This is a genomic window from Aeromonas sp. D3 (assembly GCF_027705025.1).
GTDB lineage: Bacteria > Pseudomonadota > Gammaproteobacteria > Enterobacterales > Aeromonadaceae > Aeromonas > Aeromonas salmonicida.
On sequence record NZ_JAPDBE010000002.1, the window covers coordinates 137,523 to 150,656 of the forward strand.

Sequence of the window (13,134 nt, forward strand, 5' to 3'; positions counted from 1 at the left end):
TTGTCATGTGATGGCGCGCTGGGCGGGCAGTAATGGAGTGTCTCAATATCAGCAGGGCTGGCGTATTCCTTGCCAGCCCTGCTGAGGCATCAGTATTTGACGTTGTTGTGGTACTTGGCGAGTATGCCCTGAACTCTGTCCATGGTCTCCTTGCTGGGGGGCTTGATCCCGGTCAGATCATAGTTTTCACCCAGAACGTCCCACTTGTGCTTGCCCAGCTCGTGATAGGGCAGCAGTTCCACCTTCTCGACACTATCCCCCAATTCGGCAATGAACTGGCCCAGTCCCTCTGCGCTCTCGTCATCGTCCGACCAGGTCGGCACCACCACGTAGCGGATCCACATTGTCTTGCCTTTGGCGGCGAGATAACGGGCGAACTCCAGGGTGTACTTGTTGCTGACGTGGGTGAGAGGGATGTGCTTCTCGTCATTGATCTGCTTGATGTCAAGCAGCACCAGATCCGTGTTATCGAGCACCTTGTCGAGCTGTTCGTCGTAATGACGCACAAAGCCATTGGTATCGAGGCAGGTGTGAACACCCTTCTCCTTGCAGGCGGCAAACAGTTCGGCGATAAAGTTTTGTTGCAGCATGGCTTCGCCACCGGAGGCGGTGACACCGCCACCCGAGGCATTCATGAAGTGGCGATAGCTGGTGATGTCGCTCATCAACTCCGGCACTGTCACTTCGCGGCCACCCTGGGTATCCCAGGTATCCCGATTGTGGCAGTACTTGCAGCGCATCAGACAGCCTTGCATGAATACGATAAACCGTATTCCGGGGCCATCAACGGTGCCGCAGGTTTCAACGGAATGGATCCGGCCAATGACACCGGATGCACTGGTTTCAACGGCAGGGATCTGATTACTGACAGACATAGACGACTCCAACGATTCGAGCAGGCCGTGATTTTATTACATAAATCCCTATAAATCCTACCTGTTTAGCCCGACTGGGCCGCGCCGAGCAGGCTCTCCAGGGCTTTTACCGTCAGCGGTCGACTGGTCAGGAAGCCTTGATAATGCTGGCATCCCAAGGTTTTGAGGATGGCGAGCTGCTCCTCATCTTCCACCCCTTCGGCGGTGACGGTAAAGCGGAAAACCTTGGCCAGATCCAGGATGGCCTTGACGATGGCCTTGTCCTGTTCGCTGTGAACCAGGGTTTGAATGAAGCTTCGGTCGAGCTTCACTTCGTCCGCCGGCAGATCCCGCAGATAGGCCAGCGACGAGTAGCCGGTGCCGAAATCATCGATGGAGAGCAGTATGCCGAGATCCTTGAGTTGCCGCATGCGGGCTATGCTCTCCAGCCGGTTTTCCAGCACCACGGATTCGGTCACTTCCAGCAGCAGGCGGGAAGGGGGCACCCCTGTGTCGCGCAGTATGTATTCCACCTGCTGTACGAAGCCTGCGGTGTGGAACTGGCGGGCGCTGACGTTGACCGACAGATGGGGAATGGCAAAGCCGCGATTGAGCCAGAAACTGTACTGGGCACAGGCGGTCTTCATCACCCAGTAGCCGATGTCCTGGATGAGGCTAGTCTCTTCGGCGATGGGAATGAACTCGGCCGGTGGCACCATGGTGCCGTCGCTGCGCTGCCAGCGCAGCAGTGCCTCTATGCCGGACAAGCTGCCATTGTCGACCCTGTATTGCGGCTGATAGTGCAGTTGCAGCTCATGGTGGCGCAGGGCATCGCGCAGCTGGTTGTTGATGGTGAGCTTGCTCTTCTCTTTCTCGGCCATGGCCTCGCTGAAGAAAACATAGTTGCCCTGACCGGCCCGCTTGGCCATGTGGGTGGCGGTATCGGCCTGCTGCATAAGCACCAGATGATCCTGGTCTTCGCTGGAAAACAGGCTGATCCCCACAGATGCACTGCAATGGAGTTTGTGATCCTCGATGTCGAACGGGGTGCGAAACAGCCCCATCAGCTCGCGGGCGAAGTGCTCGGCCAGAATCTTGGCAGTGACATAACCCTGACCCAGGGCGGTGAACAGCAGGGCGAATTCATCCCCCGAGATGCGGGCCAGCACCAGGTTGTCCTGGGGCAGTCCCTTGAGCCGCTCGACCACGGCTTGCAGCAGCTGATCGCCACAGGCATGGCCGAGGGAGTCGTTGATCGACTTGAAGTTGTCCAGATCCACCAGCAGCAAGGCGCCCCATTGACCGTTCGGTGCCTGCAGGGTGCATTGCATTATGTTGTTGAGGCTGCGCCTGTTGTAGAGCCCGCACAGATCGTCGTAATAGGCGAGCTGCTCTATGTGACGGGCGGCGTCTTTTTCCTTGGTGATGTCGTAGAAGCTGCAGACGTAGTGACTGAATTCGCCGAGTTCATCCTTGACCCCGCTCACCATGAGACGCACCGGGAACAGATGCCCATCCTTGTGCAGGCAGCGCTCCTCGCCCATCCAGAACTCCTGCTCATCGATGGCCCGTCTGACATCCTCTTTCAGGTGATCGCCATAATAGGTCGGTCGAAGCCTGACAATATGCTGGCCGATCATCTCATCGTTGCCAAACCCCGTGATGCGGCCAAAGGAGTGGTTGACCTTGAGAATGATCCCCTGGTGATCCATGACCAGCAGGCCGTCGTGGGTGTTGAAGGCCACTTCTGCCAGGCGCAGAGCATCGTCGGCGGCGAGCCGCTGCAATTCGATGGCGGCCCGTTCATGCTGACTGCTGAGGGCATCGAGCAAGGGCATGGGGTCGGCCAGTGGCGTGTCGAGCAGCAAGGTGAGCTGTCCCATGGGGGCACCGCTCGGACCGTGCAACGGCACGCCGACATAGGCCTTGGCATTGAGGGCCAGCAACTGGGTGGCGTGTGGATAACGCAGGGGCAGGTCTTCCACATAGAGGGCCTGACCGTGCTGGAACAACTCCTGGGCGGGGCCAGGATCCAGCTGTAAGGGTTTGAGGATGGAGAAGGTTTCTCCTTCCAGCACGCAGCGCGGAATGATCCAGAGCTCCTGGCCTCGCGGCTGGTATTCGCCGACCCAGCCGATGCGGGCACCACTCATGGTGACGGCCCAGTTTACCAGTGCACGGCAATAGGCGATGCCGGTCAACAGGGTCAGCTCGCCGGGCAAGGCCAACACAGGATTGATGAGAGGTTCAGGCTCTGGCTGCCAGTGACCGAGCAATTGGGCGCTGTGGCGCACCAGTTGCAGCATCTCTTCGCTCAGCACTGTGGCGCTGAGGTACTCAAGGCTCAGCACGCCGATGAGTTTTTCCTGCTCCAGCAGGGCGCCATCGAGGCGCGAGCTCACCCCTGCATTGGCCAGATAGTAGTGCTGGCTCAACATGGGCTGGTGCGCCGCCTCGGAAAAACTCAAGGATTTACGGGTGCGCAAGGCACGAATGTAACGACTGTCACCGCGAATGGCCGAAAGCCCCTCGGCGCCGAGGGCAAAGACTGGGGTCAGCTGTTCGCTGCCGAGGGAGCCATTGGCCTGATAGTGCCAGAGGATCAGGCGATCGGCCCCCAGGCTCTCCTTGAGGGCTTCCAGCATGGCGACGAACTGTTGCTGGCTGGCCATCTGGCTCAGGCGTGGCAGCTGCAAGGCGAGATCGGCGATGGGCTCCTGGCGCTGGGTCTGCAGGCAGATGAGCCAGAAGGCATCCTGTTCATGGGAGAGAGCGATATGCCACTGCTGTCCGGCGAAGCGCAGCATCAGCTTGCCCCCCTGACCCTTGGCAAGGGCTTGCTCTATGGGCAGTCGCAGGGCATCCGGCAGTTGGGCCGGCCAGGCACTTCTCGGTTCATCCAGCCAATGAAGCGGGGTTTGCATCACATCGGTCAGGGCGACCAGCCGTTGGCTGCGCACATCCAGACGAAAGAACAGCGGTGTCTGGCTGGCAGGGGGAAGGTGACTGAGCGCGGTAGACGACATGAACTGATAACATCCTGTTGAACAACTGTCGGGTGGCAAGAATACTGCAAAATCGGTGCAAACAAAATTTCATTGAAATCTAAATTAGAAATCGCTAATTTAATGGCAATTTGTTGTTCACCGGAGTCTTGCTGATGAAACGGATCCTGATTGTAGGCGGTGTGGCTGGCGGCGCCTCTGCGGCGGCCAGAGCTCGCCGTCTGAGTGAAGAGGCCGAGATAGTGGTGTTCGAGCGTGGCGAGTTTGTCAGCTTCGCCAACTGCGGCCTGCCTTACCACATAGGGGGGGACATACAGGATAGGGATGCCCTGCTGTTGCAGACGCCCCAGAGCTTCAAGCGCCGTTTCAATGTGGATGTGCGAGTCTTTCACGATGTGATCGAGATAGACAAGGCTGGCAAGACACTGCTGGTGCGTCATCTGCAAACCGGTGAAGAGCGGCGAGAGCCTTACGATCAACTGCTGCTGAGCCCGGGGGCCGCGCCAATCCGCCCTCCGTTCCCCGGCATCGACAGCCCGCATGTTTATACCCTGCGCAATATCCCTGACATGGATCGCATCCTTGCTGCTCTGCAGCATGATCATCCACGCCATGTCACTGTGGTCGGTGGCGGCTTTATCGGGTTGGAGATGATGGAGGCACTGCATCAGCGCAAGCTGGAGGTCACCCTGCTGGAGCTCTCCGATCAGGTGATGGCGCCGGTGGATAAAGAGATGGCCAATATGCTCCACGCCCGCATCCGGGAAGAGGGCATAGATCTGCGGCTGCGTACCGGTCTTGCCGCCATCGAAAGTCTGGATGTGCTGGCGGAGAAAACCGCCGCCGTGGCGAGCGCCACGCGCAGTGGCTTGCGTCTGCCCCTGAGTGATGGCTCACATCTTGAAACCGGTCTGTTGATCCTGGCCATCGGCGTCAAGCCAGAAACCCTGCTCGCCGCAAAAGCGGGGCTGGAGTTGGGCCCGCGCGGCGGCATCAAGGTAGATGCCGGCATGCGCACCTCGGATCCCTTCATCCATGCGGTGGGGGATGCGGTGGAAGAGACAGATTTTGTGACCGGCGAATCCGTGCTGATCCCCTTGGCGGGGCCTGCCAACCGGCAAGGGCGCATCGCCGCCGACAACATGCTGGGGCGGGCCGAAACCTACAAGAAGACCCAGGGCACCGCCATCTGCAAGCTGTTCGATCTGGCGGTGGCCAGCACGGGCCTCAACGAGAAGCGCCTGGTGCAACTGGGCCTGCCGTTCGAGAAGGCTTATGTCCATCCAGGCAGCCACGCCAGTTACTACCCGGGCGCCCATCCGGTCAGCCTCAAGCTGCTGTTCGCCCCCGATGGCAAGATCTACGGTGCCCAGGCCATCGGCAAGGATGGGGTCGACAAGCGCATCGACGTACTGGCGGTGGCCCAGCGCGCCGGGCTGACGGTGTTTGACTTGCAGGATCTGGAGCTCACCTATGCGCCGCCGTTCGGGTCGGCCAAGGATGTGATCAACATGGCGGGCTTTGTGGCGAGCAACCACTTGAAGGGGGATACCATCCTCTGCCACGCTGCCGAGGTACAGGCTCGTCACCCCCATCAACAGGTGCTGGATGTGCGCAATGACCCCGAACTCGACAAGCTGGGTCGCATCCCGGGTGCCCTGCATATTCCCCTCGATGAGCTGCGCGCTCGCCTGAATGAATTGCCCAGGGATAAAGAGCTGCTCATCAGCTGCCAGGTGGGCTTGCGTGGCCACGTGGCTTGCCGCCTGCTCAGCCAGCACGGCTTCAAGGTGAAAAACCTCTCCGGTGGTTTTAAAACCTGGCAGATGGCGGTGATGGACTAACCGACTCACCGCTGCCGTGAAACGCCGACCTCAGGGTCGGCTTTTTGTTATCTGTCTGGTGGCAATCTGTGCTCGACATTTTGCAATGAGTTTTGTGTCAAGCGAGTCGGATGTCTTATCCTGTTGCCTATCGCGCTGCTATGGCAGCGATCCAATCCGGGATGGAACCTATGCGCCCTTTCGACCCTCGCCCTGCTGCTCACCAATGTGCTCATGCTTTCGTCTCACCACTTAGGCGCCGTTGGTCAGCCCTGTTGCTCACAGGGCTGACCGGTCTGCTCTTGGCCGGTTGCGGCCCAGACAAGCCGGCAACCGCCGATCAGGCGTCCGCAGCCCGGCAAGTCGCTGGGGCGCCAGACACTGTGGTGCAGGCCAATGCCCGCCAGTATCGGGATGCACCGGCGCTGGCGCTGGTCTTCTCCGGCCCGCTGGCGCCCAAGTCCAATTGGCAAACCTGGCTCAGTGTGAGCGAGGGGGGTAAGCAGTTGCAGGGGGAGTGGGTCCTGGCCGAGGATGGCCGCACCCTCTACTTCCCGCAGGTCGCACCCGACAAGAGTTACAAGGTGACCCTCAAAGCTGGGTTGGGGCCCGAGGCGCAGAGCTGGACCCTCAAGACCCGACCACTGGAGGCGGGAGCCTCCTTTGCTGCCAGCGGCATGGTGCTGCCGCTGCGTCAGGAGCTGCGCTTGCCCATCAGCGCGGTCAACGTGGATGAGGTCAATATCGATTTCTTCCGGGTCGATGCCGAATATCTGCCACGCTTTCTGGCCGAATACAGACCCGGCGCAGGCATGGGTAACTGGGAGCTGGAGCAGATCACCAGCCGCGCCAAGCGGGTGTTCAGCGGCCGTTACGCCCTTGAGCTGGATCCCAATCGCCGCGAGACCCGCCTCATCAACGTCAAGGAGCCGCAGCTGGCCGAGGCCGGCGTCTACTTTGCGGTCATGTCCCCCCTGGGCAACTACGACTGGCGCAAGGAGACCACCTATTTCGCGGTGAGCGACATGGGGCTCAGTGCCCGTCGCTATCGGGACCAGCTGGAGGTGTTTGTCAGCGCGCTCTCGAGCGCGGATCCCCTCAAGGAGGTACAACTCTCTTTGCTCGACGAGAAGGGCAACCGGCTGCAGGTGCAACAGACCGATCTGCGGGGGCATCGCCGCTTCGATCAGGTGCAGGGTGCGCGCCTGCTGCTGGCCGAGCAGGGCAAGCATCTGGCTGTGCTGCGCCTCGATGGCGCCGCGCTGGATCTCTCCGCCTTTGAATTGGGCACCCAGCCCTGGCAGGCCCTGCAGCTTTATCTGTTCAGCGGGCGGGATCTCTACCGCCCCGGCGAGCGGCTTGACAGTGAAATTTTGCTAAAAGGGCAGGATGGCCAGTTGCTGCCGGGCATGGCGGTGGAGCTGGAAGTGAAACAGCCGGATGGCCAGCTGCTCGAACAAAAGCGGCTGCTGCCGGACAGCCTGGGCGCCGCCCATTATGGCCTGCGCCTGCCGGATGATGCGCCGCTCGGCCGCTGGACCATCACCCTGAAAACCGCCGCCGGCAGCCGCTTCGAGTGGCCCTTCCTGGTGGAAGAGTTCCTGCCGGAGCGGCTCAAGCTGCAACTCGGCAAGGGACCGGATGGTGAATTACTGAACCCGCAGGAGGCACTCACCTTGCCGTTGCAGGGGGATTATCTCTATGGCGCCCCGGCTAGCGCCACCAAGGCCAAGGCAGAGGTGAAGATAAGCCGCGCCACCATGCCCTTCACCCAGTGGCAGGAGTTTACGCTGGGGGATGTGCTGCTGACCGAGCAGGCCAGGGATCTGGAGCCTGTCACGCTCACCCTGGACCAGCAGGGGAATGGCGCATTTTCGCTGGTGGATCAACTTGCCAGCGTGGGGACCCTGGGGCCGCTGGAGGTGGCTTATCGTGTCTCTTTATCCGAGCCCGGTGGCAGGGCGGTCAATCGCAGCCGTACCCAGTACGGCTGGCCCACCGGTAGCCAGTGGCCTGCGCTCAAGGCCGATTTCGTCGCAGACAGAGTGGAGGGGGGCAAGACGCTGCCTTTCCAGATCCTCAACCTCGATGAGCAGGGCCAGCCGGTGGCGGGCGAGGTGAAGGTGCGTCTGGTCAACGAATACCGTGACTACTACTGGCACTACGCCGATGGCGAAGGGTGGAAGTACGAGTTCAACAGTCAGCCCTATCTGGAGCAGGAGCAGACACTGCAACTGGATGGCAAGGGGCCGACCACCCTCAGCTTGCCCTTGGCGGCGGGCTGGTATCGGTTGGAGGTGGAGAACAGTCAGGGCCATCAGTCCAGTCTGCGGGTCGAGATCGGCAGTTACGCCTGGGGTGGCGGTGGTGAGCAGGCGCGGCCTGACAAGATTGCCATCACCCTCGACAAACGCGCCTATCAGGCGGGTGACAAGGCGAAAGTGACGCTGGTTGCCCCCCGTGCGGGCAAGGGGCTCTTGCTGGTGGAAGATGGTGACGGCCTGCGCTGGTGGCAGCGTATCGAGTTACGAGCCGAAGGCGGTGGATTGGCAGAGGCGCATGGCGAGTTCGAGATCCCCGTCAGCCCTGAGTGGCAGCGCCACGATCTGCATATCTCTGCCCAGATTGCCGCCCCTGACAGCGAATCAAAGCCGGTGAGCCAAAAGAGTGTGCAGAGCCTGCGCTCGGTCGGTTTGGTGCCGCTCGCGCTCGACCGGGAGGCCCGCCGCCTGCCGCTCACCTTGAGTGCGCCGGACAAGGCGGTGCCGCTCACTCGCCTCGAGGTGGCGGTGACCTCGTCACCAAACAGTCAGGGCCGGGTGGTGCTGGCTGCGGTGGATAGGGGAGTGCTCAATATCAGCGACTACCAACCCCTCGATCCGTTCGAGATCTTCTTTGGCCGCAAGCGCTTCGCGCAAGACTTGTTCGACAACTACGGTCAGGTGATACCGCCGCAGGATGGCAAGCTGGCTCGCCTCAACTACGGCGGTGATGCGCCGGCCCTGAAGAAGGGAGGGGCGCTGGAGAGTCGGGTCGAGGTGGCAGCGCTCTGGAGCGGCGAGGTGAGTTTTGACGAGAGTGGCAAGGCGGTGATCCCGCTTGATCTGCCCAACTTCAACGGCGAGCTGGCGCTGATGGCGCTGGCCTGGAACGAGCAGCAGGTGGGTCAGGCCGAGCGTGCCGTCAAAGTTGTGGCGCCGCTGGTGGCCGAGATAGGCTGGCCGCGTTTTGGGGCCAGAGGGGATGAGACCCGTGCTCTGGTGCAACTGCGCAACATGAGTGGTGAAGATCAGAGCCTGTCGCTGATCTGGACCCTGACTGGTGGCTTGCAGGCGGGTGGCGAGCTGCCCGGGACGCTGGCGCTGAAAAATGGCGAGGAGCAGTGGCTGACCCTGCCGCTCACAGTGACCGGGGCGAGCGGTGTGGCTCGCCTGCAACTGGCCGCCAGCGGCAAGGATTTTGCGGTAAACCGCGAATGGTCGCTGCCGCTGCGATCCCCCTGGCCAGCCCAGACGCGTCAGCGCTATCAGATGCTGGCACCCAACCAGCAGATGAGCTTTGCCCAGAGCGAACTGGCCGGGCTGGATCCCGCCAATCTGCAGGGGCTGCTCAGCCTCTCAGGTACGCCCCCCTGGGATCCGGCCGGCCAGTGGCAAGCGCTTGCCCAGTACCCCTACGCCTGTCTGGAGCAGACCCTGTCTCGCGCCTGGCCTTACTTGCTGACTACGGCGGATGAGCGTGCTACCTGGTCAAACAATTTGCCAAAAGTGGACAAGCCGGTGAGCGAGGCGGACCTGCAGCGCGCCCTGCTGCAACGGTTGCAACGACTGCAATTGCCCAGCGGCGGCTTTGGTCTGTGGGATGGCCGCTCCGATGAGGAGCAGTGGCTCACCGCCTATGCGGCCGATTATCTGCTGACAAGAAAAGAGGCCGGAGATGCCGTGCCCGAGGCGATGCTCAATCAGGCCATCAACCGTTTGCAGAGCTATCTCGGCGACAGCCAGTATGGGGAACGCTGGAGCAGTGCCCCCGAACACAGCCGGCTGGCCTATCAGGCTTACAGTGCCTTCGTGCTGGCGCGAGTAGGCAAGGCGCCACTTTCCACCTTGCGCCTCATCTGGGAGCAGCAGGCGGATCATGCCCGCTCCGGTTTGCCGCTCTTGCACCTCTCGCTGGCGCTTTCCGCCATGGGGGATGAGCAGACTGCTGCCAAGGTTTTGACTCGGGCGCTGGCAACCCCGCGCGGCGATGACTATCTGGCCGATTACGGTTCGCCCCTGCGCGATGGTGCGTTGGAGCTTGCCCTGCTGCGCCTGCACAAGCTGGCCGAGGATCGCTGGCCCGAGTTCAGCGCCAAGGTGGCCGATACCCTGGCCCATCGCCAGTGGCTAAGCACTCAGGAGCGGTTGGCCCTGTTGCGGTTGGCACAGGTCGATCCTGCGGCTGACTGGCAGGCCAGGGTAGCGTCAATCAGTGGCGACCAGGCCATTGCCGGTAAAAACAGTGCGCAGATCGGTGCCCCCGAGGCACTGGCGGCGACTGGCGTGACCAACGAGGGCAAGGGCTCCCTCTACGTGCAGCGCACCCTGGTAGGCTACCCGGAGCAGGCGCCCAAGCGCATCAGCCAGGGCATGAGCGTGACCCGCAGCTGGTTCAATGCCGATGGTAAGCGCTTTGATCCCGCTAAGGTCAAGGTGAGCGATTTGGTGGTGGTGCGGCTCAATGTGAGCAGCGAGCAGACGGTGCCCGATGCCTTGCTGGTGGAGATGCTGCCGGCGGGATTTGAGCTGGAAAACCCGGCCCTTGGCACCAGCATCAAGCTCGAGGAGCTCAGTATCGAGGGTAAGCCTGCGTGGCAGAGCGAGTGGAACGACTACCTAAAACATCAGGAGTTTAGAGACGATCGTTACACGGCCGCGCTGGATCTGAGCGAGGGGGGCAATCAGCAACTGGTCTATCTGATGCGGGCAGTGACCCCGGGTCGCTATCAGGTGCCGCCGACCCAAGTGGAAGACATGTATCGACCCGAACTGCGGGCGGTGGGCCAGGATATCCATGAGGTGACCATTTCTGAGTAATTCGCCTTTGCAGGACGAGGCGCGTCCGGCCGGTTTTTGGTCGCGTGCTCGCCAGTGGTTGCATCAGGGCCGGCTTGCTTTGCCAGGTTTGCCTCGCTGGCTGCGGCTGACGGGGTTGGGAATGGGGGCTCTCATCCTGGTGTTGCTGGTGCTGGATCGCGTTTTCCCGCCGCCACCGCTGGATCCGGCCTATGCGCGGGTGGTGCTCGATATGAAGGGGCGGCCGCTGCGCGCCTTTGCCGACACCAGCGGGGTGTGGCGCTATCCGGTGACCCTGGCGCAGGTCTCTCCCCGTTACATAGAGGCATTGCTCGGCTACGAGGATCGCCATTTCTGGCGCCATCCCGGGGTCAACCCTGTGGCCATGGTGCGCGGGGTCTGGCAGTGGCTGCGTTACGGGCGGGCGGTATCGGGGGGCTCGACCCTTACCATGCAGGTGGCCCGCTTGATCGAGCCCTATCACAGGAGCGTACCCGGCAAGCTGCGCCAGATGGCGCGGGCGCTGCAACTGGAGTGGCACTACGACAAGCGCACCCTGCTCACCGTTTATCTCAACCGTGCCCCCTTTGGTGGCAATCTGGAAGGAGTACAGGCGGCCAGCTTTGCCTATCTGGGCAAGAGTGCGGCCAAGCTCACTCATGCTGAGGCCGCCCTGTTGGCGGTGCTGCCGCAGGCCCCCAGCCGTTACCGACCCGACCGCCATCCTGATCGCGCCCGCGCCGCCCGTGACAAGGTGATGCAGCGACTGGTCAAACAGGGAGCCTGGCCAGACGCCGTGTGGCGTGAAGGGCGAATAGAACCCGTGCTGGCGCGCGGTCACTTCACTCCCATGGAGGCGCCGCTGTTTGCCCGTTTAGCCGCCGACAGCCAGCCGGGCGCCCTGGTGCATACCACCATAGATGGCGATCTGCAGCGCTGGCTGGAGGCGCGGGTGGCGACTTATATACGTCGTTTCCCGGAACAGACTTCCGCCGCCCTGCTGTTGGTGGATAACCAGACCATGGCGGTGCGCGCCTACGTGGGCAGCGCCGAGTATGGCAATCTGCGCCGTCATGGCTACCTCGACATGGTGCAGGCGATCCGCTCACCCGGCTCCACCCTCAAGCCGTTTATCTATGGTCTGGCCCTCGATGCCGGCCTGGTTCATTCGGCCTCCCTGCTCTCCGATGCCCCCAGACTGGGGTCGGACTATCGCCCCGCCAATTTTACCGGCGCCTTTCAGGGGCCTGTCACCCTGACCCGGGCGTTGCAGCAATCCCTCAACGTCCCTGCCGTGCAGGTGCTGGAGGCCCTTGGGCCCGATACTCTGGTCAATCGACTGGATAACGCCGGGGTCAGGCTGGCCCTCTCCGACAAGCCCAATCCGGCCATTGCGCTGGGGGCGGCCGGCGTCAGGCTGGAACAACTGGTGGCGCTCTATAGCTCCCTCACCCGGCAGGGACAGGTGGCGATGCCGGTCTGGCTGGCGGGACAAAAGGCGGTCTCGCGCCCCTTGCTGAGCCCTGGGGCCGCCTGGATCACCTGGCAAATTTTAAGCTCGCAGGGGCGGGCTGATCAGCCCTTTGCCAGCGAGGCGACCGGCCGGGTCAACCGGCTGGCCTGGAAGACGGGTACCAGCTATGGCTATCGGGACAGCTGGGCGCTGGGAGTCTCTGGCCGCTGGACCCTGGGGGTCTGGCTGGGGCGGCCCGATGGCACCCCCTTGCCCGGTTTTTATGGCCAGAGCGCGGCTGTGCCGCTGCTGCTCTCCGTCTATTCGCGACTGGGGGACAACAGCCCCCTGCCAGCGCAACCCAATGCGGTGAGCGAGGCCGAGATCTGTTGGCCACTGGGGCGGCGGGTGAGTGCCACCCTGCCTGAGGCCTGCTTGCAGCATCAGAGCGCCTGGCTGCTGGATGAGCGGGATCCCCCTACCTTGCCAGACCCCATGGATTGGCCTTCCCCCCTGCGCCAAGTGGCACTGACCAGTCAGGGCAAGCCGACGCTGACCCGTTGTGACGATGCTAGCCAATCTGTCTGGCGGGCGCTGTGGCCCTTGTCGCTGGAGCCCTGGCGCGCGCCAGGCGAGCGGCGCAAGGCGCTGCTCGCCAGCGGTTGTGAGGGAGAGGCACAGGGGGCGGATCTGCAGGCGCCGATTCGCATCGTCGCCCTGGGGGAGGGCAACCTTATTCGTAGCCAGCGCTATCGCCTGCAACCCAGGGTGCTGGGTGGTGTGGGCAAGCCATTCTGGTTTCTCAATGGCCAGCGCCTGCGCTGGGATGGGGATCAGGTATTGAGCAAGGCAGGCCGCTACCAGCTGGTGGTGGTCGATGAGGCGGGCAACAGCGACAGGGTGGAGTTTCGGTTGGAGAATCCCTCCTGAAGAGGGGGATCC

Annotated in this window: 5 protein-coding genes; 3 read left to right on the forward strand and 2 right to left on the reverse strand. The window is 62.3% G+C overall.

The genetic code is table 11. The annotated features are described in order from the left end of the window. Positions 1-89: 89 nt before the first annotated feature. Together pflA and OKC28_RS02395 are read right to left on the reverse strand one after the other, a co-directional pair. On the reverse strand, positions 90-875 hold the full coding sequence (gene pflA / locus OKC28_RS02390) for a pyruvate formate lyase 1-activating protein (protein WP_059168524.1): 786 nt from the start codon (positions 873-875) through the stop codon (positions 90-92). A 65-nt stretch (positions 876-940) separates the two neighbouring features. Beyond that, positions 941-3,880: a sensor domain-containing phosphodiesterase gene (locus OKC28_RS02395; RefSeq protein WP_192873358.1), complete on the reverse strand. Its 2,940-nt coding sequence runs from the start codon at positions 3,878-3,880 to the stop codon at positions 941-943. A gap of 134 nt (positions 3,881-4,014) precedes the next feature. On the opposite strand from OKC28_RS02395, the gene OKC28_RS02400 reads away from it, so the two are divergent. The 3 genes from OKC28_RS02400 to pbpC all read left to right on the forward strand — a co-directional run bounded on the left by OKC28_RS02400 (position 4,015) and on the right by pbpC (position 13,122). Beyond that, the gene (locus tag OKC28_RS02400) at positions 4,015-5,703 is read left to right on the forward strand and encodes an FAD-dependent oxidoreductase (RefSeq protein WP_270687093.1); all 1,689 of its coding nucleotides are present in this window, start codon (positions 4,015-4,017) and stop codon (positions 5,701-5,703) included. A gap of 170 nt (positions 5,704-5,873) precedes the next feature. After that, on the forward strand, positions 5,874-10,760 hold the full coding sequence (locus OKC28_RS02405) for an alpha-2-macroglobulin family protein (RefSeq protein ID WP_270687096.1): 4,887 nt from the start codon (positions 5,874-5,876) through the stop codon (positions 10,758-10,760). 7 nt (positions 10,761-10,767) lie between these two features. Continuing rightward, complete coding sequence (pbpC, locus tag OKC28_RS02410) at positions 10,768-13,122, forward strand: penicillin-binding protein 1C (protein ID WP_373968139.1); 2,355 nt, start codon at positions 10,768-10,770, stop codon at positions 13,120-13,122. The last annotated feature ends 12 nt before the right edge of the window (positions 13,123-13,134 follow it).

What these genes read in the sequence shown, in the direction of transcription:
- pflA (WP_059168524.1), bottom strand. Translation starts at nt 875, where the DNA reads ATGTCTGTCAGTAATCAGATCCCTGCCGTTGAAACCAGTGCATCCGGT.
- OKC28_RS02400 (WP_270687093.1), top strand. Translation starts at nt 4,015, where the DNA reads ATGAAACGGATCCTGATTGTAGGCGGTGTGGCTGGCGGCGCCTCTGCG.
- OKC28_RS02395 (WP_192873358.1), bottom strand. Translation starts at nt 3,880, where the DNA reads ATGTCGTCTACCGCGCTCAGTCACCTTCCCCCTGCCAGCCAGACACCG.
- OKC28_RS02405 (WP_270687096.1), top strand. Translation starts at nt 5,874, where the DNA reads ATGCGCCCTTTCGACCCTCGCCCTGCTGCTCACCAATGTGCTCATGCT.